This window comes from Planococcus halocryophilus (assembly GCF_022489025.1).
In the GTDB taxonomy this organism is placed as follows: domain Bacteria; phylum Bacillota; class Bacilli; order Bacillales_A; family Planococcaceae; genus Planococcus; species Planococcus halocryophilus_A.
This window is the reverse complement of the sequence record NZ_JAKVTG010000018.1, coordinates 26,296-49,343: the sequence shown is the minus strand read 5'-3', so window position 1 is coordinate 49,343 and position 23,048 is coordinate 26,296. Positions and strand designations below refer to the sequence as shown.

The following is a 23,048-nucleotide window of genomic DNA, read 5'->3' as shown; positions in this document are numbered from 1 at the left end:
AAGCTGTAAACTTGAATAAGGTGATAAAATGGCTAAAAAAATTGCATTAAGCTGCTCAAAATGTGCAACTCGTAATTATACGGTTCCTGCGAAAGCAGAATCTAGCACACGTTTGGAACTCAAAAAATTCTGTGCTCATTGTAATGAGCATACCGTGCATAAACAAACGATATGAATTTTAACTGAATGCCGGACGATATAGAGTGATTTTGAAATTCGGAGGTTTTTTAAATAATGGGTAACATTGGCAGTTTCTTTAAAAACGTCGTTTCGGAAATGCGGAAAGTTAGCTGGCCAAAACGAAAAGAACTTACACGTTATACAATCGTTGTTCTTGCTACTTGTATTTTTATGGCTCTCTTTTTCACAGTAGTCGATGCAGGTATTTCTAAATTATTCCGTTGGTTCATAGCACTATAAGATCGATAAGAATAATGCATAAAAAATAGCCCGTTATTCTATGAGAACGGGTTTTTTCATTTGGTAAAAAAGGAGGGATGGACGTTTAGTCCGCACGATTATGGAGAAAAATTGGTATGTAGTCCACACCTATTCGGGATATGAAAACAAAGTTAAAGCAAACTTGGAAAAGCGAGTGGAAACAATGGGGATGGAAGATCTGATCTTCCGTGTCATCATTCCTGAAGAACAAGAAACAGATTTTAAAGACGGCAAGAAACGTACAGTGATGCGCAAAACTTTCCCGGGATATGTCCTGGTTGAGTTGATCATGACAGATGAGTCTTGGTATGTCGTTCGAAACACACCAGGAGTTACTGGATTTATCGGTTCATCGGGTGGAGGCGCAAAACCAACACCTTTGTTAGATGAAGAAGTTGAATTCATCTTGAAACAAATGGGAATGACAGAACGCAAAGTAGATATCGACTTTGCCGTTGCAGATACAGTTGAAGTAATGGAAGGACCGTTCGCTAACTTCCAAGGGAAAGTGGAAGAAATTGATGATACAAAAGGCAAAGTTAAAGTGTCGATTGACATCTTCGGACGCGAAACCAAAATGGAACTAGATTTCGAGCAAGTTCAAAAAGTATAAAAGCCACTTGCTATTCTAAATTATTAATGGTATTATTTCATAGGTCAGACTGTCATAGGACACTCTGTACAATTTAGCTAATTCTATCAACATCGTTGACAGACAGATATTGAGTGGGAGGGGAAACCCTATTACCACATCACGGACTTAAGGAGGTGTGTTTCGTGGCTAAAAAAGTTGTTAAAGTTGTAAAGTTGCAGATTCCTGCAGCAAAAGCTAATCCAGCGCCACCAGTTGGTCCAGCATTGGGTCAAGCAGGTGTTAACATCATGGGCTTCTGTAAAGAGTTCAACGCGCGTACGGCAGATCAAGCAGGACTGATCATTCCAGTTGAGATTTCAGTATTTGAAGATCGTTCATTTACATTCATTACGAAAACTCCACCCGCAGCTGTTCTATTAAAAGTAGCAGCCGGTATTGAATCAGGTTCAGGCGAACCGAACCGTAATAAAGTAGCGACTGTGAAACGCGACAAAGTTCGCGAAATCGCAGAAACTAAAATGCCAGATCTAAATGCTGCTTCAGTTGAAGCTGCAATGTTGATGGTTGAAGGTACTGCTCGCAGTATGGGAATCGTAATCGAAGACTAATTCGAGCAGTTGTTTTTGGATGGGTTGCGCAGTTCATCATGAACCGCGCAGCCTTTAATCGTGGGAGGTTCATTCCGTTATACCACAACAAGGAGGACGTTTAAAATGGCTAAAACAGGCAAAAAATTGCAAGACGCAGCAAAATTAATCGACCGTTCTAAACTATACGAAGCGAAAGAAGCTATCGAACTTGCTAAAAAAGCAAGCACAGTAAACTTCGACGCAACAGTAGAAGTGGCTTTCCGTCTAGGAATTGACACGCGTAAGAACGACCAGCAAATCCGTGGAGCAGTAGTACTTCCAAACGGAACTGGTAAAACTCAAAGCGTTTTAGTTTTCGCTAAAGGCGAAAAACTTAAAGAAGCTGAAGCAGCTGGTGCAGATTTCGTAGGCGACGCTGAATATATCCAAAAAATCCAACAAGGATGGTTTGACTTCGACGTGATCGTTGCAACTCCTGATATGATGGGTGAAGTTGGTAAACTTGGACGCGTTTTAGGACCAAAAGGCTTAATGCCAAACCCTAAAACAGGCACAGTTACATTTGATGTAACAAAAGCTGTTCAAGAAATCAAAGCTGGTAAAGTGGAATACCGTGCAGACAAAACAGGTATCATCCATGCGCCAATCGGGAAAGTTTCTTTTGATGACAGCAAACTTGCTGAAAACTTAGAAGCAATCTATGACGTAGTATTAAAAGCGAAGCCATCTTCTGCTAAAGGTACTTACATCAAATCATTAAACGTTACTACTACAATGGGACCTGCTGTTAAAGTAGATCCAACTAAAGTAGTTGCTAAATAAAATATTGACATCGCATTTTTGCTCTGCTATACTTGCGGAGTTGTGAAATACCCATTTGTACCGCAGACAGTAGGGGCGCTAGTCGCTTAATTTATCCCTGCCGAGGACATGATGAATTCAGTAAACATCTTTTTGATGCTGATTTTATGCCTCTGTGTCTGTAATGGACCAGAGGCTTTTCTTATGGACGGTATAAATGAAAAATCTATAGGAGGTGCCAAAATGAGCAAAGCAGTTGAAACGAAAAAAGTTGTCGTGCAAACAATCGCTGATAAATTCAATGCTGCAGCGTCAGTTGTAGTTGTTGATTACCGTGGATTGAACGTTGCACAATTAACAGAACTTCGTAAACAGCTTCGTGAAGCAGGCGTTGAGTTTAAAGTTTACAAAAACTCAATGACTCGTCGTGCGACTGAAATGCACGGACTTGAAGCAATCAACGAACACTTTACAGGACCAAACGCAATTGCATTTTCTAACGAAGATGTAGTAGCACCAGCACGTATCATCAATAACTTCGCTAAAGCGAATGAAGCGCTTGAAATTAAAGCGGGCGTTATTGAAGGTGTAGTCGCATCTGCTGAAGATATGAAAGCATTGGCAGAACTTCCATCACGCGATGGCTTGCTATCTATGCTACTCAGCGTACTACAAGCTCCAATACGCAACTTTGCAGCTACAACAAAAGCAGTTGCAGATCAAAAAGAAGAACAAGGCGCTTAATAAGTTAGCCGGCTAAGCACGACAAAAAAATTACCTATCAATAGGAGGAAACTATAATGACACAAGAACAAATCTTAGAATCAATCAAAGAAATGACAGTTCTTCAACTTAACGACCTAGTAAAAGCAATCGAAGAAGAGTTCGGCGTAACTGCTGCTGCTCCTGTTGCTGCAGCTGCTGCTGGCGGTGCTGCTGAAGAAGAACAAACTGAATTTGACGTTGTCCTTACTTCTGCAGGCGATTCAAAAATCAAAGTAATCAAAGCAGTACGCGAAGTAACTGGTCTTGGTCTTAAAGAAGCGAAAGCACTTGTAGACGAAGCTCCTAAAGCAATCAAAGAAGGCGTTTCTAAAGAAGACGCTGAAGAAATCAAAGGCAAACTTGAAGAAGTTGGCGCGTCAGTAGAAGTTAAGTAATTTCATGACTTTATAAAAAAAGGAGGAAAGTTCGTCAGTGTATACCGGCGGGCTTTTCTTCTTTTTAATTTATTTAGAAGACGAACAACTGTCTATAATAAGGTGAATGCAAGGAGGACTCTATATGTCTCAACATTATTATTCCAAAAATCCTCAAACAAAAAGCAATCCTCGAGAGTGGACAGACATACTACGAGGCGAGAAATTCCGATTCCAGACTGATGCGGGAGTTTTCAGCAAAAGTGAAGTCGATTTTGGATCACGGTTATTGATCGAGGCATTCCAAGATTCTACTATAGATGGACCGGTGCTGGATGTCGGCTGCGGTTATGGACCGATTGGAATGACGGTCGCAAAAATATCTCCTCAAAAACAAGTTCATATGGTCGATGTTAATACACGGGCTATTGAATTGGCCAAAACAAACGTAGAGAAAAATGATATTTCCAACGTTCAAATCTACGAAAGTGATGGATTGAGTGCGGTGGAGGCTAGTGGTTTTTCTGCGATTTTAACAAACCCGCCGATTCGAGCAGGTAAAGAAACTGTATTTCGCTTTTACGAAGAAGCTGCTAAGAAATTAGCGGATGGTGGATCGTTGTGGGTTGTTATCCAGAAAAAGCAGGGTGCTCCTTCTACACAGGTGAAATTAGAAGAACTTTTCGGTGAAGTAAAAGTGGTAGATAAGAAAAAAGGTTACTTTATTTTTGAAGCTCGAAAAGTTTGACTTGACAAAATGGCTGTGTTATTATAATGAAATGCAAAATTTATTATTTTGAGGTCGTTTGCCCTTTTTCGGGCTACGCATGGCGACATAGCTAATCAAGTGTAAACCGAAAATGAGCTGATTTTAGTCTCGTTTTCTTTTTGTCTTTTCGATATCATACACTATTTTGTATAAATCGCAAAGACCTATAATCGTTTTATTGAGGGGTGAATAAGTTGGTAGGTCAACTAGTTCAGTACGGTCAACATCGTCAACGCAGAAGTTTTTCGAGAATCAGTGAAGTGCTGGATCTTCCGAACTTGATTGAAATTCAATCATCATCTTATGAATGGTTTCTCGAAGAAGGACTTCGCGAAATGTTCCGAGATATCTCGCCGATTGAAGATTTCACAGGAAATCTATCGCTCGAGTTTGTTGATTACAGTCTCGCGGAACCGAAGTATCCAGTCGATGAATCGAAAGAGCGCGACGTAACTTATGCAGCACCTTTGCGTGTTAAAGTACGTCTGCACAACAAAGAAACAGATGAAGTAAAAGAACAAGATGTCTTCATGGGTGATTTCCCGTTAATGACAGAAACAGGTACTTTTGTTATCAACGGCGCAGAACGCGTTATTGTTTCTCAGCTAGTTCGTTCGCCGAGTGTTTATTTCCATGACAAGACAGATAAAAATGGTAAAAAAGGCTTTGGAGCAACTGTTATTCCAAACCGTGGAGCATGGTTAGAATACGAAACAGATGCAAAAGATGTTGTGTATGTCAGAATTGATCGCACACGTAAATTACCGGTAACGGTTCTTTTAAGAGCGCTTGGTTTCGGATCTGATCAAGAAATCATCGATCTACTTGGAGATAACGAGTATCTTCAAAATACACTTGAAAAAGATAACACAGAGAGCACAGAAAAAGCGCTTCTTGAAATTTATGAACGCCTGCGCCCTGGTGAGCCACCAACAGTTGAAAGTGCGAAGAGCTTACTATACTCACGCTTTTTCGACCCAAAACGCTATGACTTAGCAAATGTTGGTCGTTATAAAATGAATAAAAAGCTTCATATTAAAAACCGTCTTTTCAATCAGACAATTGCAGAAACATTAGCTGATCCTGAAACAGGCGAAATTTTAGTTGAAGCGGGTACATTAATTGATCGTCGTGTATTGGATCGCTTAATTCCAAACTTAGAAAATGGTGTTGGTTTCCACACTGTTTCTCAAGTAGGTGGCGTTCTAGAAGGTGAAGTTACTTTACAGTCGATCAAAATTTATGCGCCAAACAACGAAGATCAAAAAGAAATCACTGTTATTAGTAATGCCTATATAGAAGATAAGATTAAGCATGTAACACCAGCTGACATTATTTCTTCTATTAGTTACTTCTTTAACCTCCTTTACGGTGTCGGAAATACGGATGATATTGATCATCTTGGTAACCGTCGTCTACGTTCAGTAGGTGAGCTTTTACAGAACCAATTCCGTATCGGTTTATCACGTATGGAACGTGTAGTGCGTGAACGTATGTCGATTAACGATACACAGGCAATCGTACCTCAGCAATTGATCAATATCCGTCCGGTTATTGCATCAATTAAAGAGTTCTTTGGTAGTTCTCAGCTTTCTCAGTTTATGGATCAAACCAATCCACTTGCTGAATTGACACATAAACGTCGTCTATCGGCGCTTGGACCCGGTGGTTTAACACGTGAACGTGCAGGCTTTGAAGTACGTGACGTTCACTATTCACATTACGGTCGTATGTGTCCGATTGAAACGCCTGAGGGCCCGAACATTGGATTGATCAATACACTCTCAACATTTGCGAAAGTGAATAAGTTCGGTTTCATCGAAACTCCTTATCGTCGCGTTGATGCTGAATCAGGTGTTGTTACAAAACATATCGATTATTTGACTGCAGATGAAGAAGATAACTATGTAGTGGCTCAAGCCAATTCGAAATTGAATGATGATGGTTCATTTGTTGAAGAAGGCATTGTGGCACGTTTCCGCGGGGAAAACACGATTTATAAACGCGGCAGCATTGACTACATGGACGTTTCTCCAAAACAGGTTGTTTCTGTAGCAACAGCTTGTATCCCGTTCCTTGAAAACGATGACTCCAACCGAGCATTAATGGGAGCGAACATGCAACGTCAAGCAGTTCCGTTATTAAATCCGGAAGCTCCTTTTGTAGGAACTGGAATGGAACATTTGGCAGCGCGTGATTCTGGTGCAGCTGTTGTAGCAAAAAATGATGGTATTGTAGAATTAGTGGAAGCTAAAGAAATCGCAGTCCGCCGCATTGAAGTTGTGGATGGCAATGAAGTCCGAGGCGACCTTGATACTTACAAATTGCAGAAATTCGTTCGTTCTAACCAAGGAACAAGTTATAACCAACGCCCAATCGTTAAAGTTGGAGACCGGGTTTCTAAACGCGATATTCTAGCCGATGGACCTTCAATGGAACGCGGAGAGATGGCATTAGGAAGAAACGTATTGGTTGCCTTCATGACATGGGACGGCTTTAACTACGAAGATGCGATTATCATGAGTGAACGTTTAGTTAAAGACGATGTTTATACATCTGTTCATATTGAAGAGTACGAATCTGATTCACGTGATACAAAACTAGGACCAGAAGAAATTACGCGCGACATCCCGAACGTTGGGGAAGACGCATTACGTAACTTGGATGACCGTGGAATTATCCGTGTCGGAGCTGAAGTGAAAGATGGAGATATTCTTGTTGGTAAAGTAACACCTAAAGGCGTTACGGAACTAACTGCTGAAGAACGTCTTTTACATGCTATTTTCGGCGAAAAAGCACGCGAAGTTCGCGATACTTCATTGCGAGTGCCTCACGGTGCTGGCGGTATTGTATTGGATGTTAAAATCTTCAACCGTGAAGATGGAGACGAACTACCACCAGGTGTTAATCAGCTAGTCCGTGCATATATCGTTCAGAAACGTAAAATTTCTGTTGGTGATAAAATGGCCGGACGTCACGGAAACAAAGGTGTTATTTCAAGAATACTACCTGAAGAGGATATGCCATTTATGCCTGATGGCACGCCAGTCGACATTATGTTGAACCCACTTGGTGTACCTTCTCGTATGAATATCGGTCAGGTACTTGAATTACACCTTGGAATGGCTTCTCGTTCACTTGGAATTCATATGGCTTCGTCTGTATTTGATGGAGCAAATGAAGAAGATGTGTTGGAGACAATGGAAGAATCAGGTATGCCGCGCGATGGTAAAACGATTCTCTATGATGGCCGTTCTGGTGAAGCATTCGATAACCGTGTGTCTGTAGGAATCATGTATATGATCAAACTTGCCCACATGGTTGACGATAAATTGCACGCCCGTTCTACTGGACCTTACTCATTGGTTACTCAACAGCCATTGGGTGGTAAAGCACAATTCGGCGGACAGCGTTTTGGTGAGATGGAAGTATGGGCACTTGAAGCATATGGTGCTGCTCATACATTACAAGAAATCTTAACGGTGAAGTCGGATGATGTCGTAGGTCGCGTAAAAACTTATGAAGCAATTGTTAAAGGTGAAAGTGTACCGGAACCAAGTGTGCCGGAATCATTCAAAGTTTTAATTAAAGAGCTTCAAAGTTTAGGTATGGACGTTAAAATGTTAACGATTGATGATGAAGAAATTGAGTTGCGTGATTTGGATGAAGAAGAAGATCTTCAACCAGCTGACTCATTAAATATCTTACCGATTGCAGATACAGAAGCACCGGTTGGAACAATTGATTAATAATACTTGGAATCGAACGGCTTTAACCGGCCGTTCTCCAGTTATTCATTCAGCCATTACCGAGGAAGAGCCGTACAGAAACTCGAGACAAAAGGGAGGTAGGCTCCTTGATAGATGTTAATAATTTTGAGTATATGAAAATCGGATTAGCGTCACCCGATAAAATTCGCTCATGGTCTTATGGAGAAGTCAAAAAGCCAGAAACAATCAATTACCGTACACTAAAACCTGAAAAAGATGGTTTGTTCTGCGAACGTATTTTCGGTCCTACAAAGGATTGGGAATGTCATTGTGGTAAATACAAACGTGTTCGTTATAAAGGTGTTGTCTGTGATCGTTGTGGCGTTGAAGTTACACGTTCGAAAGTTCGCCGTGAGCGCATGGGACACATTGAATTAGCAGCTCCTGTTTCACACATTTGGTATTTCAAAGGAATTCCAAGCCGTATGGGACTTATCTTAGATATGTCTCCACGTTCACTTGAAGAAGTTATTTACTTCGCATCTTATGTAGTAATTGACCCTGCGGATACACCACTTGAAAAGAAACAGCTTCTATCTGAAAAAGAATACCGCGCTTACCGTGATAAGTTTGGTAAGAAATTCCAAGCCGCTATGGGAGCAGAAGCAATCAAACGTCTATTGCAAGAAATTGACCTTGAGCGCGAAACGGATTCTTTAAAAGAAGAGTTGAAAACAGCTCAAGGCCAACGCCGCACTCGTGCGATTAAACGCCTTGAAGTCGTTGAGTCATTCCGTAACTCAGGAAACAATCCTGATTGGATGATTTTAGATGTTTTACCTGTTATTCCACCTGAACTACGTCCGATGGTTCAATTAGATGGCGGTCGCTTTGCGACTTCTGATTTAAATGACTTGTATCGTCGTGTAATCAACCGGAATAATCGTTTGAAACGTCTTTTGGATCTTGGTGCGCCAAGCATTATTGTTCAAAACGAAAAACGCATGCTTCAAGAAGCTGTTGATGCTTTAATCGATAACGGTCGTCGTGGTCGTCCGGTTACCGGACCAGGTAACCGTCCATTGAAATCTCTTTCTCATATGCTAAAAGGTAAGCAAGGACGTTTCCGTCAAAACCTTCTTGGTAAACGAGTTGATTACTCAGGCCGTTCAGTAATTGTAGTTGGACCTAACCTGAAAATGTATCAATGTGGTTTGCCGAAAGGAATGGCAATCGAATTGTTCAAACCTTTTGTTATGAAGGAATTGGTTGAACGTGGATTGGCTCATAACATCAAGAGTGCAAAACGCAAAATCGAACGTCTTCATTCTGAAGTTTGGGATGTATTAGAAGATGTAATCAAGGAGCATCCGGTTCTATTGAACCGAGCACCAACTCTTCACAGATTAGGTATCCAGGCATTTGAGCCGACACTAGTTGAAGGTAAAGCGATCCGTCTACATCCACTTGTATGTACTGCATATAATGCCGATTTCGATGGTGACCAAATGGCTGTTCACGTACCTTTATCATCTGAAGCGCAAGCTGAAGCAAGATTATTGATGCTTGCAGCTCAAAACATTTTGAATCCAAAAGACGGAAAACCTGTTGTAACACCATCTCAGGATATGGTTTTAGGGAACTATTACTTAACACTTGAGCGTAAAGGTGCTACAGGAGAAGGCGCTACTTTCTCAGGACCTGAAGAAGTCATGATCGCTTATCAAACAGGCCATGTGCATTTGCATACACGTATTGCGATTCAAGCTGGAGCTGTAAACAACCCGACATTCACAGAAGAACAAAACAAAATGCTTTTATTAACAACTGTTGGTAAAATTATTTTCAATGAAATTCTGCCGAAGTCATTCCCGTATATTAATGAACCGACTGATTTCAACTTGCAGGTGGAGACGCCAGCGAAATATTTCGTTCCAACAACGACTAATATTCGTAAGCATATTGAAGAATCGGAACTTGTAACACCGTTTAAAAAGAAAATACTTGGTGAAATCATTGCGGAAGTGTTCAAACGTTTCCATATTACGGAAACTTCGAAAATGCTAGATCGCATGAAGAGCCTTGGATTTAAATATTCAACACAAGCCGGCATTACTGTTGGTGTGTCTGATATCGTAGTTCTTCCTGACAAGGGAGAAATTTTAATCAGTGCACAAGAAAATGTTGATAAAGTAATGAAACAATTCCGTCGCGGATTGATTACAGAAGAAGAACGATATGCTCGTGTCATTTCTTATTGGAGTAATGCAAAAGATATCATTCAGGGCAAACTGATGGCATCTCTTGATAACTTAAATCCAATCTTTATGATGAGTGATTCCGGAGCTCGTGGTAATGCTTCCAACTTTACACAGCTTGCTGGTATGCGAGGATTGATGGCCAACCCGGCTGGGCGAATTATCGAACTTCCGATTAAATCTTCCTTCCGTGAAGGTTTGACAGTACTTGAATACTTCATCTCTACTCACGGTGCTCGTAAAGGTCTTGCCGACACAGCACTGAAAACAGCCGATTCTGGTTACTTAACTCGTCGTTTAGTAGACGTTGCACAAGATGCAATTGTCCGCGAAAATGATTGTGGAACAGATAGAGGCTTATTGGTTGGAGCGTTGATGGAAGGCACAGAAGTAATTGAAGAGCTTGATGAGCGTATCGTTGGTCGTCATGCGAAGAAAACAATTCGCCATCCTGAAACAAAAGAAATTATTGTAGCAAAAGATGAATTAATCACACAAGATTTAACTCGTCTGATTGTAGAGGCTGGTATTAAAGAAGTTACAATCCGCTCTGCATTTACATGTAATACAAAACACGGTATTTGTAAGAAATGTTACGGCACGAACTTAGCAACTGGAGACGAAGTTGAAGTGGGCGAAGCAGTAGGTATTATTGCAGCTCAATCAATCGGTGAGCCAGGAACTCAGCTTACAATGCGTACATTCCATACAGGTGGGGTTGCAGGAGACGATATTACTCAAGGTCTTCCGCGTATCCAAGAAATATTTGAATCGCGTAATCCTAAAGGACAAGCAGTTATTTCTGAAATTACAGGTACAGTTACTGAAGTTGAAGAAATTCGCGAAGGTCAGAAGGAAGTAACGATTCAAGGTGATGTTGAAACACGTAAATATTTAGCTCCTTACAATGCACGTATCAAAGTTCAAGTAGATGATGCGATTGTACGAGGCGAAGTATTGACAGACGGTTCAATTGATCCGAAACAATTGCTTCAAGTAAAAGACGTTCAAGCTGTTCAAGTGTATCTATTGAAAGAAGTTCAAAAAGTATACCGTATGCAAGGCGTAGAAATCGGCGATAAGCACGTAGAAGTTATGGTTCGTCAAATGTTCCGTAAAGTTCGCGTAATTGAAGCCGGAGATACAGAATTGCTACCAGGTTCACTATTGGATATTCACCAATTTACTGAAGCTAATGTTAAAGCGGTTCTAGAAGGTAACTTACCAGCTACAAGCCGTCCTGTAATTCTAGGTATTACAAAAGCTTCTCTTGAAACAGAATCATTCTTATCAGCCGCATCTTTCCAAGAAACGACTCGCGTCTTAACAGATGCAGCGATTAAAGGAAAACGTGATGAGCTTCTAGGATTGAAAGAGAACGTTATTATCGGCAAACTTGTTCCGGCTGGAACAGGAATGCAGCGTTACCGTCAAATCAAAATTGCTCAAAGCGAAAAAGCAGCACAGCAAGAAATTGTCGGTACAGAATCATAAAATAGATTTCTTGGATTCCGGGGAGCTTGTAAAATCTCCCCGGGATTTTTCAAGAACTTTGTTGACAGCATTATCATAGGATGATAGTATGTTAAGGGTTGATGGTTAAAGGTTTGATGCTTTGGAGGATATGCAAATGTCTAATGAAAAAGTAGAACAGACAAGTAAAATAATCATCGGTACAAAGCAGACAGTAAAAGCATTAAAAAGCGGTATTGTCCAAGAAGTAATAGTGGCAAAAGACGCGAACGATCGAATGACCGAACAGATCGTCCATCTAGCTTTAGAAAAAGGTATTCGGATCGAACTTGCAGATTCACGATTAAAGCTTGGCAAAGCATATGGCATTAATGTCGGTGCAGCTGCAGTAGCTATTACTGGATAACAGTTTTTGTGTAAATCACAAAGACTTTGTTTTTTACCCAAAAATGAACCACCTGGATATGTGGTATTAGAACACCTTTTGAGAGGAGGAAAAATCGATGCCTACAATTAACCAATTAGTTAACAAGCCTCGTAAACCAAAGAGCACTAAATCAGGTTCACCAGCCCTAAACAAAGGGTACAACAGCTTTAAAAAGTCTCAAACTAACGTGACGTCACCACAAAAACGTGGAGTATGTACTCGTGTTGGTACGATGACACCTAAAAAACCAAACTCGGCATTGCGTAAATATGCGCGTGTACGTTTGACGAACCAAATTGAGGTTAATGCTTACATCGGCGGCGAAGGTCACAACCTTCAAGAGCACAGTGTAGTTCTTCTTCGCGGCGGACGCGTAAAAGATTTACCGGGTGTACGTTACCATATCGTACGTGGAGCACTTGATACAGCTGGAGTAACTGGCCGTATGCAAAGCCGTTCTAAATACGGAACTAAACGTCCTAAAGTAAAAAAATAATATCTTAAATTAACGAAGTGACTTCGTTGAAAGGAGGAACATACATGCCTCGTAAAGGTCCTGTAGCTAAACGTGATGTGTTGCCAGATCCAATTTATAATTCGAAATTGGTGACACGCTTAATTAATAAAATGATGGTTGACGGAAAAAGAGGTACTTCACAAAAAATCCTATACGGAGCGTTTGAGCTAGTTAAAGAACGCAGCGGTAAGGATCCAATTGAAGTATACGAACAAGCACTGACTAACATTATGCCAGTTCTTGAAGTTCGCTCTCGCCGTGTTGGTGGAGCTAACTACCAAGTGCCGGTTGAAGTTCGTCCTGAACGCCGTACAACTTTAGGTCTTCGCTTCCTTGTGAACTATTCACGTCTTCGTGGAGAGAAAACAATGGAAGAACGTTTGGCTAATGAAATTTTAGATGCAGCCAACAATACTGGTTCATCAGTTAAGAAACGTGAAGATTTGCATAAAATGGCAGAAGCTAACAAAGCATTCGCTCACTATCGCTGGTAATTTCTTTCGAGATGTTTTTAACATCTTAATCAGAAACGGAAGGAGAAAAACAACATGGCTAGAGAATTCTCCTTAGACAAAACACGTAATATCGGTATTATGGCACACATTGATGCCGGTAAAACGACTACTACGGAGCGTATTTTATACTACACTGGTAGAATCCACAAAATTGGTGAAACACATGAAGGTGCTTCTCAAATGGACTGGATGGAGCAAGAGCAAGAACGTGGAATCACAATCACTTCTGCTGCAACAACTGCTTCATGGAAAAACCACCGTGTTAACATCATCGATACTCCAGGACACGTAGACTTCACTGTTGAAGTTGAACGTTCATTGCGCGTACTTGATGGTGCAGTTACAGTTCTTGATGCTCAATCAGGTGTTGAGCCTCAAACTGAAACAGTTTGGCGTCAAGCTACAACATACGGAGTTCCACGTATCGTATTTATCAACAAAATGGATAAAATCGGTGCTGATTTCCTTTACTCTGTAGGTACATTACATGATCGCCTACAAGCAAATGCTCAACCGATCCAGTTGCCAATCGGCGCAGAAGATGAGTTCTCAGCTATCATCGATTTAGTTGAAATGAACGCACGTTTCTATGCAAACGATTTGGGAACTGAAATTACTGAAGGTGAAATTCCTGAAGAATATAAAGAACTTGCTGAGGAATGGCACACTAAATTAGTGGAAGCTGTTGCTGAGCTTGACGAAGACTTAATGGAAAAATACCTTAGTGGCGAAGAAATTACTGTTGAAGAACTTAAAGCTGGTATCCGCCAAGGAACGCTAGACGTTGAGTTTTACCCAGTAGTTTGTGGATCTGCATTCAAAAATAAAGGGGTTCAATTAATGCTTGATGCAGTAATTGATTACCTACCATCTCCATTGGATGTACCACCAATGACTGGTGTTCTTCCAGACTCAGATGAACAAGTAATACGTAAACCTAGCGAAGATGAACCGTTTTCTGCGTTGGCGTTTAAAGTAATGACGGATCCATACGTTGGGAAATTGACTTTCTTCCGTGTATATTCAGGTTCTCTTAAATCTGGTTCATATGTTCAGAACTCTTCTAAAGGCAAGCGTGAGCGCGTTGGACGTATCCTTCAAATGCACGCAAACTCTCGTGAAGAAATCGCTGAAGTATATTGCGGAGATATCGCTGCTGCTATCGGACTTAAAGATACATCAACAGGTGATACTTTAAGTGACGAGAAACATCAGGTAATTCTTGAGCGTATGGTATTCCCAGAACCAGTTATCTCTCTTTCTGTGGAACCTAAGTCTAAAGCAGATCAAGATAAAATGGGTCAAGCCCTTGCTAAATTGCAAGAAGAAGATCCAACTTTCCGTGCGCACACTGACCAGGAAACTGGCCAAACAATCATCGCGGGTATGGGTGAACTTCACCTTGATATCCTAGTTGACCGTATGCGCCGTGAATTCAACGTAGAAGCTAACGTGGGTGCACCTCAGGTATCTTACCGTGAGACATTCCGTGAGTCTGCTAAAGTTGAAGGTAAATTCGTACGTCAGTCTGGTGGACGTGGACAATTCGGACACGTTTGGATTGAATTCTCTCCAAACGAAGAAGGAGCAGGTTTTGAATTTGAAAATGGTATCGTCGGTGGTGTTGTTCCTCGTGAATACATCCCAGCAGTTGAAGCGGGTCTTCGTGACTCACTAGACAATGGTGTTATTGCCGGATATCCTTTGATTGATATCAAAGCTCGTTTGTTCGACGGATCTTACCATGATGTTGACTCGAATGAGATGGCATTTAAAGTTGCTGCTTCTATGGCACTTAAAAATGCGATTTCTAAAGTTCGACCGGTTCTTCTTGAACCAATTATGCGTGTTGAGGTTGTTATCCCTGAGGAATACCTTGGAGATATCATGGGTGACATTACGTCACGCCGAGGCCGCGTAGAAGGTATGGACGCTCGCGGAAACGCGCAAGTTGTTCGTTCTATGGTACCTCTTGCACAAATGTTTGGTTATGCAACTTCATTGCGTTCAAATACGCAAGGTCGTGGTGTGTTCTCAATGCACTTTGATCACTATGAAGAAGTACCGAAATCAATTTCTGAAGAAATCATCAAAAAAAATAAAGGTCAATAATTGAATTTTGATCTTTAATCAAGTATAAATAGTTTGTATGCCTGGAATAATAGGGCCCTATTATTCCGGCACTTCAAATGAACAATCACTTACATTTCGAGGAGGATTTTTCTAATGGGAAAAGCTAAATTTGATCGCTCTAAAACACACGCGAATATTGGTACAATTGGTCACGTCGATCACGGTAAAACTACTTTGACTGCAGCAATCGCTACAGTTCTTGCAAAACAATCAGGTGGGGAAGCTCGTTCGTACGCACAAATCGACAACGCTCCTGAAGAAAAAGAACGCGGAATCACTATCAACACTTCACACGTTGAATATGAAACTGCAAGTCGTCACTATGCACACGTTGATTGCCCTGGACACGCCGATTATGTTAAAAACATGATTACTGGTGCTGCTCAAATGGACGGCGGGATTTTAGTAGTATCTGCTGCTGATGGCCCAATGCCACAAACTCGTGAGCACATCCTTCTTTCACGTCAAGTTGGTGTTCCTTACTTAGTAGTATTTATGAACAAATGCGATATGGTAGATGACGAAGAACTTCTTGAACTAGTTGAAATGGAAGTTCGCGACCTTCTTTCTGAATATGACTTCCCTGGCGATGACATTCCTGTCATCAAAGGATCTGCTCTTAAAGCTCTTGAAGGAGAAGCTGAGTGGGAAGAAAAAATCGTTGAATTAATGAACGCTGTTGATGAGTATATTCCTACTCCACCACGTGACACTGACAAGCCATTCATGATGCCTGTTGAGGATGTATTCTCAATCACTGGACGTGGAACTGTTGCTACTGGACGTGTTGAACGTGGACAAATCAAAATCGGTGATAACGTTGATATCATTGGTCTTACTGAAGAACCAAAATCTACAACTGTAACTGGTGTAGAAATGTTCCGTAAATTACTTGACTATGCTGAAGCTGGCGACAACATTGGCGCACTTCTACGCGGAGTTTCTCGTGATGACGTACAACGTGGACAAGTATTGGCTAAACCAGGCACAATTACTCCACACACTGAGTTCAAAGCTGAAGTTTATGTTCTTTCAAAAGAAGAGGGTGGACGTCACACTCCATTCTTCACAAACTACCGTCCGCAGTTTTACTTCCGTACAACTGACGTAACTGGTGTTTGTAACCTTCCTGAAGGTGTAGAAATGGTTATGCCTGGAGATAACATCGAAATGATCGTTTCTCTAATCTCTCCTATCGCACTTGAAGAAGGAACTAAGTTCTCTATCCGTGAGGGTGGACGTACTGTAGGCGCTGGCGTTGTTGCTACAATCACGAAGTAAGAATTGCTAAGTGTTAATTTAAGACCCTGACTCATTATTTAATGAGTCAGGGTCTTTTTTGCGTTGTTTTCAATGATTCAGAAGGAAAAACGACGAAAGTATACTTCGTTCATAAAATATTCAAACTTTTTGAAAATTCTTTTAAACCTAGTGGTAGCAACAATGAAAACGGATACATGATTCTTGAATGTTCAAAATTGATAAAAAACTTGATGAAACTTGATTGACACGGTTCCCAATAGGCGATATGATAGCAACAATTTACAAAACAAATACAGAATTCGATATATTGCATATTATAAAACTTTCGAGAAAGAAGTGGACATCATGAGTGAACAAGTAATTTATATGAATGGTGAATTCGTGAAAAAAGAAGACGCTAAGATTTCAGTTTATGATCACGGTTTTTTATACGGTGATGGAGTGTTTGAAGGAATACGTTCTTATAACGGTAATGTCTTTCGACTGGAAGAACACCTTGAGCGACTTTACGATTCAGCAAAATCTGTGATGCTCGAGATTCCACATACTTTTGATGAAATGGTTGAAATTGTTGTCCGCACACTTAGAGAAAATAAGTTTAAAGATGCATATATCCGACTTATTGTTTCAAGAGGCGTAGGAAACCTTGGGCTAGATCCTTACAGCTGCTCACACCCAAGTGTGATTGTAATAGCCGAACCTTTATCATTGTTTCCAAAATCTATGTATGAAACGGGATTAGAGATTGTTTCTGTAGCTACAAGAAGAAGCAGATCGGACGTATTAAGCCCGAAAGTTAAATCATTAAATTATATGAACAATATTTTAGTGAAGCTTGAAGCTAATTTAGCAGGTGTTTCTGAAGCTCTTATGCTAAATGATCAAGGCTATGTAGCTGAAGGTTCAGCAGACAACATCTTCATTGTTCGTAAAAATAAAATAGTAACACCTCCAGGCTATGTAGGAGCGCTTGAAGGAATTACGCGTAATGCCATTATAGATATAGCGACTCAAAAAGGTTACGACATTCAAGAAGGTGTTTTCACAAGACACGATGTGTATGTAGCTGATGAAGTTTTCTTAACAGGAACTGCTGCTGAAGTCATTTCAGTAGTGAAAGTAGATGGCCGAGTGATAGGCGAAGGAAAGCCAGGACCGGTTACGAACGATTTGCTTGCATCATTTAGAGAGCTTGTTCAAAACGATGGTGTAAAAGTTTACTCAGATCAGTTAAATGTGGTTTAAGAAAACCGAATATTAGTTCAACTCAATGACGAGGTTAAAGTAAATGGAAGCTGTATTCACAGAGAGCCGGTATAGGTGGAAGCCGGCAATACAACCATTTGCGACATCCCCTCTGAGTGGATTGCTGAAAGGCTTAGGCCGTTTAGGTAGTCCCGGTGACTTGCAAGTTAAAAGTTATCGTTATCAGCGGATAAGCATTGCTTATCTATGAGGCTGCGGTTGCGCAGTAAAGTAGGGTGGTACCATGAAACTTTTTCATCCCTATGCAAAGAACAAGTTTCTTTGTGTAGGGATGGAAAAGTTTTTTTGTTTCAAAAGAGTTTTAGAAAAGGAGGCGGAAAGATTGGGAGTAGACGTAAAAGTTAGAGAAGAAGTTAAACAAGAGTTAACAGGCAGTGGGGCTGATGTACTAATTCAATCTTTGAAAAATCAAGGAGTAGAAATCATTTTCGGATATCCCGGAGGCGCGGTGCTACCAATTTACGATGCCTTGCACCAAAATCCGATACGCCACATATTGGCAAGGCATGAGCAAGGTGCGATTCATGCAGCTGAAGGATATGCAAGAGTGTCCGGTAAAACAGGTGTTGTGCTCGCTACATCGGGACCAGGAGCAACAAATTTGGTGACAGGTATAGCTGATGCCATGCTGGATTCTTTACCATTAGTCATCTTTACAGGACAAGTTGCAACTTCAGTAATTGGAACTGATGCGTTTCAAGAAGCGGACATCGTCGGAATCACTCAGCCGATTACAAAGCATAACTACCAAGTGAAGAAAGTTTCGGATCTACCAAGAATCGTGAAAGAAGCATTCTACATCGCTTCTACCGGACGCCCGGGGCCAGTTCTAGTAGACATCCCTAAAAATATTGCTACAGAATTATTTTTAACTACAAAAGACGAAGAGGAAGTTAATTTACCTGGTTATCAACCAACTACCAAACCGAATTTCCTGCAAATCCAAAAAGCTGCTCAACTATTATCGCAATCGAAAAAGCCGTTAATCTTAGCGGGAGCAGGAGTATTAGCGGCACAAGCGACAGAAGAGCTTAAAACCTTTTCGGAACGTCATCAAATTCCAATTACCAATACGCTACTCGGATTGGGCAGTATCGCTGGCGAACACGAACTATTCTTAGGAATGGCCGGCATGCATGGAACTTACACGGCGAATACGGCAATATGTGATTGTGATGTGCTGTTAAATATCGGTGCCCGGTTTGATGACCGGTTAACTGGAAATTTAGCTCACTTTGCACCTAATGCTCAAGTAATCCATATCGATATTGATCCAGCAGAAATTGGAAAGAATGTTCCAACTGCAATTCCGATTGTTGCAGATGCGAAAGAAGCATTGATTCAATTGTTAAATCAACCATTTAAAAGCCCTAATACAACAGAGTGGATAGCAAAATTATCTGGCGATAAAGCAGAATATCCACTTCAGTATCACGTGAAAGGTCGAGAAGGAATTCTTCCTCAACAAGCAGTTGAGCTGATTCACCGTTTGACTAAGGGAGATGCTGTTGTAACGACGGATGTCGGGCAACACCAGATGTGGGCGGCTCAATATTACCGTTTTAACAACCCGCATAATTGGGTGACTTCAGGCGGCTTAGGCACGATGGGCTTTGGTTTCCCAGCAGCTATCGGAGCACAACTAGCAAAACCTGATGAGAAGGTTATTTCCATCGTAGGAGATGCTGGTTTCCAAATGACGTTGCAGGAATTGTCACTACTTCAAGAGCTACGACTTCCAGTGAAAATCGTTATTTTAAACAATCAAAGTCTAGGAATGGTAAGACAGTGGCAAGAAACATTTTATGAATCGCGATATTCCCAATCATTAATGCCTGTTCAACCTGATTTTGTTAAATTGGCAGAAGCTTATAACGTTAAAGGTTATAAAGTAGAAACGATGGAAGAAGCAGAAGCTGTTTTTACAGAAGCATTTAATTCAAACGAGCCGGTTTTGATCGATTGTCGCGTAGTGCAATTGGAATGTGTGTATCCAATGGTTGCGCCTGGTAAAGGCTTGAATGAAATGATCGGAGTGAAAGGCGAATGAAACGAGTCATTACAACAACGGTGATCAATCAAAGCGGGGTGTTGAACCGAGTTACAGGATTACTGATGAAGCGACAGTTCAACATCGAAAGCATCTCAGTAGGTCACACAGAGCAGCCGGGAATGTCTAAAATGACTTTTGTCGTTAATGTAGAAGATAAAGGCAAATTGGAACAATTATTAAAACAATTACAAAAGCAAATTGATGTAATTAAAGTAAATGATATTACAGATAAAGCAATGGTGATGAGAGAGTTGGCATTGGTTAAAGTGGTCGTCCCACCAGCAATCAGAAGTGAAGTTCTCAGTATCGTTGAACCGTTCCGAGCAACAGTTGTTGATATGAGCAAAAATGTAACAACATTCCAAGTTACTGGCGATCCAGAGAAAATTGAAGCATTTATTGATCTGATGAGACCTTATGGTGTGAAAGAGTTGACCCGAACCGGTGTATCAGCTTTTGTCAGAGAAACACAAAAAACTCAAGTACCACAATTAAACATCCTATAAAAACCCAAACTCGAGGAGGAAATTAAAAATGGCAAAAATGTATTATAACCAAGACGTAAACGAACAGGTACTTAAAGGAAAGACAATCGCGGTAATCGGATATGGTTCTCAGGGTCACGCACACGCACAAAACTTAAAGGAATCTGGCTTTGATGTAGTAGTTGGCGTACGTCCAGGTAAATCATTCGAGCAAGCAGAAAATGACGGTATGAAAGTAATGACGGCTAAAGAAGCGGCAGAAGCGGCAGACGTGATCATGCTTTTAGTACCGGATGAAAAACAAACACAAATCTATAATGCAGATATCAAACCTTCATTAAAAGCAGGCAAGTCACTTGTTTTTGCTCATGGTTTTAATGTTCACTTTAATCAAATTGTTGCACCTACAGATGTAGATGTATTCTTAGTAGCTCCTAAAGGACCGGGACACCTTGTGCGTCGCACATACGAAGCGGGCGCTGGCGTACCGGGGTTAATTGCTATCCACCAAGATGTGTCAGGTCAAGCGAAAGAAGTAGCACTTGCATATGCAAAAGGAATTGGCGCGACACGTGCTGGCGTTTTGGAAACAACATTTAAAGAAGAAACAGAAACGGATCTATTTGGAGAACAAGCTGTTCTTTGTGGTGGTGTGACGTCTCTAGTAAAAGCTGGATTTGAAACGCTTGTCGAAGCTGGATACCAGCCTGAACTTGCATACTTCGAATGCATGCACGAATTAAAACTAATCGTTGACCTAATGTATGAAGGTGGCTTGTCAGGAATGCGTTATTCAATTTCAGACACAGCGCAGTGGGGAGATTTTGTATCAGGACCACGCATTGTTGATGCAGATACGAAAGCACGTATGAAAGACGTCCTTACGGATATCCAAACAGGGAAATTTGCAAAAGGCTGGTTGCTTGAAAACCAATTAAACCGTCCAGAATTTACCGCAATTGAAAAAGCGGAAGAATCACATCAAATCGAACAAGTTGGACGCGAATTGCGTGCGATGATGCCATTCGTTAATGAAGGCAAAAAGGCAAAACAAAAAGAGGTGGCTGCTAATGTCACAAATTGATATTTTCGATACGACATTGCGAGACGGAGAACAGTCGGCCGGGATCAACTTGAATACAGCAGAGAAAATCGAAATCGCCCGCCAGCTTGAACGTTTGGGAGTGACGATTATCGAATCAGGATTTCCTGCTTCATCCCCAGGAGATTTTGATGCTGTGCAACGAATTGCAGGCACAGTAAAGAATTCAATTGTAACGGGCCTTGCTCGTTCGATCCAAAGTGACATTGACAGAACGTGGGAAGCATTAAAAGGAGCGGAACAACCGCATATTCATATCTTTTTAGCAACATCCCCTATTCATATGGAAACAAAATTATTCAAAACGCCAGAGCAAGTGGTTGAACTTGCTGTGGAATCGGTAAAATATGCGCGTAAGTTCTTTCCGTTAGTCCAGTGGTCAGCGGAAGATGCTTCCCGTTCGGACCCTGAGTTCCTAGCACATATTATTCGTAAAGTAATTGAAGCAGGAGCAACAACCATTAACCTTCCAGATACAGTTGGTTATGCGACACCTCATGAATACGGTGCGATGTTCAAATACATGACCGACAATGTCGCAGGAATTGAAAAAGTAAAACTGTCTGCACATTGCCATAATGATTTGGGAATGGCGACAGCTAATACGCTAGCTGCCATCGAGAACGGCGCAACGCAAATTGAAGGAACGATCAATGGAATCGGAGAACGTGCTGGTAACGTTGCACTTGAAGAAATTGCAGTTGCCTTGCATATCCGCAAACAAATTTTCAATATCGAAACAGGCATCAAACTAAATGAAATTAAACGTACAAGCCAATTGGTGAGTCAATTGACAGGTAGTTTGATTCAACCTAACAAAGCTGTAGTTGGCAAAAATGCTTTTGCTCATGAATCGGGCATTCACCAAGACGGCATGCTGAAAAATCCGTTAACATACGAAATCATTACACCAGAATTGATCGGTGACGCAGCAACTGAATTGGTACTAGGTAAACATTCAGGGCGTCATGCTTTTAAAGACCGTGCTGTGAAAATGGGCTTTGATTTAACAGAAGAGAAGTTGAATAAAGCATTTGTTGAATTTAAGAAACTAGCCGACAGCAAAAAAGAAATCGTAGAAGCTGATTTGTATGTATTGCTAACAGATCAACAAATTCACGATAACGAAACACCGGTTTATAAACTGGAAAGTGTTCAAGTGCAATACGGTACAGCGAACATTCCGACGGCTACAGCTTCTGCTTATCATCCAAATGGAGAGTTAATCAATGAAGCGGCGACGGGAGCGGGATCGGTTGAAGCGATTTTCAACACGCTAGAGCGAATTGTAGAAGGCGAAGTTCATATATTAGATTACCGTGTGACGTCTATTGGCAAAGGACGCGACGCGCTAGGCGAAGCGGTTATCAATATGAGCTATAACGGAGAAACAGTTACGGGTCGAGACGTTGCACAAGATGTATTAGAAGCAACAGCAAAAGCATACTTAAATGCAGTCAACCGTCAAATTGTTCAAGTAGGTAAGAAGGTCAGAATCCCAGCCATTTAAA

20 protein-coding genes and 1 other annotated feature are annotated in these 23,048 nt (G+C 41.1%); all 20 genes read left to right on the top strand.

From position 1 onward, the window contains the following. Positions 1-28: 28 nt before the first annotated feature. The 20 genes from rpmG (at position 29) to MLE13_RS15750 (ending at position 23,047) form a co-directional block, all read left to right on the top strand. Positions 29-175 carry a 50S ribosomal protein L33 gene (gene rpmG / locus MLE13_RS15845; RefSeq protein ID WP_008432466.1) on the top strand — a complete coding sequence of 49 codons (147 nt, stop codon included), beginning with the start codon at positions 29-31 and terminating at the stop codon, positions 173-175. Positions 176-234: 59 nt separating this feature from the next. Further along, positions 235-420, top strand: a complete 186-nt coding sequence (gene secE / locus MLE13_RS15840; RefSeq protein WP_008432468.1) for a preprotein translocase subunit SecE — start codon at positions 235-237, stop codon at positions 418-420. A 100-nt stretch (positions 421-520) separates the two neighbouring features. Next, a complete protein-coding gene (gene nusG / locus MLE13_RS15835) occupies positions 521-1,054 on the top strand; it encodes a transcription termination/antitermination protein NusG (RefSeq protein ID WP_008432469.1) in 534 nt (177 codons plus the stop codon). A 164-nt stretch (positions 1,055-1,218) separates the two neighbouring features. Further along, positions 1,219-1,644 carry a 50S ribosomal protein L11 gene (gene rplK, locus MLE13_RS15830; protein ID WP_008432470.1) on the top strand — a complete coding sequence of 142 codons (426 nt, stop codon included), beginning with the start codon at positions 1,219-1,221 and terminating at the stop codon, positions 1,642-1,644. A gap of 105 nt (positions 1,645-1,749) precedes the next feature. Beyond that, positions 1,750-2,448: a 50S ribosomal protein L1 gene (gene rplA, locus MLE13_RS15825; RefSeq protein WP_240750683.1), complete on the top strand. Its 699-nt coding sequence runs from the start codon at positions 1,750-1,752 to the stop codon at positions 2,446-2,448. Positions 2,449-2,490: 42 nt separating this feature from the next. Then, positions 2,491-2,639, top strand: a sequence feature (ribosomal protein L10 leader region). Positions 2,640-2,670: 31 nt separating this feature from the next. Further along, on the top strand, positions 2,671-3,171 hold the full coding sequence (gene rplJ / locus MLE13_RS15820; protein ID WP_240750682.1) for a 50S ribosomal protein L10: 501 nt from the start codon (positions 2,671-2,673) through the stop codon (positions 3,169-3,171). Positions 3,172-3,227: 56 nt separating this feature from the next. Further along, entirely contained in the window at positions 3,228-3,587 is a 360-nt protein-coding gene (rplL, locus tag MLE13_RS15815; RefSeq protein ID WP_008497415.1) for a 50S ribosomal protein L7/L12, read from the top strand. 124 nt (positions 3,588-3,711) lie between these two features. Further along, a complete protein-coding gene (locus MLE13_RS15810; RefSeq protein WP_240750681.1) occupies positions 3,712-4,314 on the top strand; it encodes a class I SAM-dependent methyltransferase in 603 nt (200 codons plus the stop codon). Between the two features lie 215 nt (positions 4,315-4,529). Further along, on the top strand, positions 4,530-8,084 hold the full coding sequence (gene rpoB / locus MLE13_RS15805) for a DNA-directed RNA polymerase subunit beta (protein ID WP_008497418.1): 3,555 nt from the start codon (positions 4,530-4,532) through the stop codon (positions 8,082-8,084). Positions 8,085-8,191: 107 nt separating this feature from the next. Next, entirely contained in the window at positions 8,192-11,797 is a 3,606-nt protein-coding gene (gene rpoC, locus MLE13_RS15800) for a DNA-directed RNA polymerase subunit beta' (protein WP_240750679.1), read from the top strand. 136 nt (positions 11,798-11,933) lie between these two features. Continuing rightward, entirely contained in the window at positions 11,934-12,182 is a 249-nt protein-coding gene (locus MLE13_RS15795) for a ribosomal L7Ae/L30e/S12e/Gadd45 family protein (protein ID WP_240750677.1), read from the top strand. A gap of 97 nt (positions 12,183-12,279) precedes the next feature. Then, positions 12,280-12,699, top strand: coding sequence for a 30S ribosomal protein S12 (gene rpsL / locus MLE13_RS15790; protein WP_065528391.1), 420 nt, complete (start codon positions 12,280-12,282; stop codon positions 12,697-12,699). Positions 12,700-12,743: 44 nt separating this feature from the next. After that, complete coding sequence (gene rpsG, locus MLE13_RS15785) at positions 12,744-13,214, top strand: 30S ribosomal protein S7 (protein WP_008497422.1); 471 nt, start codon at positions 12,744-12,746, stop codon at positions 13,212-13,214. Between the two features lie 54 nt (positions 13,215-13,268). Beyond that, the gene (gene fusA / locus MLE13_RS15780) at positions 13,269-15,347 is read left to right on the top strand and encodes an elongation factor G (protein WP_065528392.1); all 2,079 of its coding nucleotides are present in this window, start codon (positions 13,269-13,271) and stop codon (positions 15,345-15,347) included. Between the two features lie 114 nt (positions 15,348-15,461). After that, positions 15,462-16,649 carry an elongation factor Tu gene (gene tuf, locus MLE13_RS15775; protein ID WP_240750676.1) on the top strand — a complete coding sequence of 396 codons (1,188 nt, stop codon included), beginning with the start codon at positions 15,462-15,464 and terminating at the stop codon, positions 16,647-16,649. Between the two features lie 327 nt (positions 16,650-16,976). After that, complete coding sequence (gene ilvE, locus MLE13_RS15770; RefSeq protein WP_240750675.1) at positions 16,977-17,876, top strand: branched-chain-amino-acid transaminase; 900 nt, start codon at positions 16,977-16,979, stop codon at positions 17,874-17,876. Positions 17,877-18,219: 343 nt separating this feature from the next. Next, positions 18,220-19,947 (top strand): acetolactate synthase large subunit, encoded by a 1,728-nt coding sequence (gene ilvB, locus MLE13_RS15765; protein ID WP_240750674.1) that lies wholly within the window; start codon positions 18,220-18,222, stop codon positions 19,945-19,947. Beyond that, a complete protein-coding gene (gene ilvN / locus MLE13_RS15760) occupies positions 19,944-20,456 on the top strand; it encodes an acetolactate synthase small subunit (RefSeq protein ID WP_240750673.1) in 513 nt (170 codons plus the stop codon). Before ilvB ends, ilvN begins: the two co-directional genes overlap by 4 nt. Positions 20,457-20,484: 28 nt before the next feature. Then, positions 20,485-21,519, top strand: coding sequence for a ketol-acid reductoisomerase (gene ilvC / locus MLE13_RS15755; protein ID WP_240750672.1), 1,035 nt, complete (start codon positions 20,485-20,487; stop codon positions 21,517-21,519). After that, entirely contained in the window at positions 21,506-23,047 is a 1,542-nt protein-coding gene (locus MLE13_RS15750) for a 2-isopropylmalate synthase (protein ID WP_008497428.1), read from the top strand. Before ilvC ends, MLE13_RS15750 begins: the two co-directional genes overlap by 14 nt. Position 23,048: the final 1 nt, after the last annotated feature.

Bases quoted from the DNA above. Each gene is read 5' to 3' on its own strand.
- fusA (WP_065528392.1), top strand. From the start codon at position 13,269: ATGGCTAGAGAATTCTCCTTAGACAAAACACGTAATATCGGTATTATG.
- rplA (WP_240750683.1), top strand. From the start codon at position 1,750: ATGGCTAAAACAGGCAAAAAATTGCAAGACGCAGCAAAATTAATCGAC.
- MLE13_RS15795 (WP_240750677.1), top strand. From the start codon at position 11,934: ATGTCTAATGAAAAAGTAGAACAGACAAGTAAAATAATCATCGGTACA.
- secE (WP_008432468.1), top strand. From the start codon at position 235: ATGGGTAACATTGGCAGTTTCTTTAAAAACGTCGTTTCGGAAATGCGG.
- rpsL (WP_065528391.1), top strand. From the start codon at position 12,280: ATGCCTACAATTAACCAATTAGTTAACAAGCCTCGTAAACCAAAGAGC.
- ilvC (WP_240750672.1), top strand. From the start codon at position 20,485: ATGGCAAAAATGTATTATAACCAAGACGTAAACGAACAGGTACTTAAA.
- MLE13_RS15750 (WP_008497428.1), top strand. From the start codon at position 21,506: ATGTCACAAATTGATATTTTCGATACGACATTGCGAGACGGAGAACAG.
- rpsG (WP_008497422.1), top strand. From the start codon at position 12,744: ATGCCTCGTAAAGGTCCTGTAGCTAAACGTGATGTGTTGCCAGATCCA.
- rpmG (WP_008432466.1), top strand. From the start codon at position 29: ATGGCTAAAAAAATTGCATTAAGCTGCTCAAAATGTGCAACTCGTAAT.
- rplJ (WP_240750682.1), top strand. From the start codon at position 2,671: ATGAGCAAAGCAGTTGAAACGAAAAAAGTTGTCGTGCAAACAATCGCT.
- ilvN (WP_240750673.1), top strand. From the start codon at position 19,944: ATGAAACGAGTCATTACAACAACGGTGATCAATCAAAGCGGGGTGTTG.
- MLE13_RS15810 (WP_240750681.1), top strand. From the start codon at position 3,712: ATGTCTCAACATTATTATTCCAAAAATCCTCAAACAAAAAGCAATCCT.
- nusG (WP_008432469.1), top strand. From the start codon at position 521: ATGGAGAAAAATTGGTATGTAGTCCACACCTATTCGGGATATGAAAAC.
- ilvE (WP_240750675.1), top strand. From the start codon at position 16,977: ATGAGTGAACAAGTAATTTATATGAATGGTGAATTCGTGAAAAAAGAA.
- tuf (WP_240750676.1), top strand. From the start codon at position 15,462: ATGGGAAAAGCTAAATTTGATCGCTCTAAAACACACGCGAATATTGGT.
- rplL (WP_008497415.1), top strand. From the start codon at position 3,228: ATGACACAAGAACAAATCTTAGAATCAATCAAAGAAATGACAGTTCTT.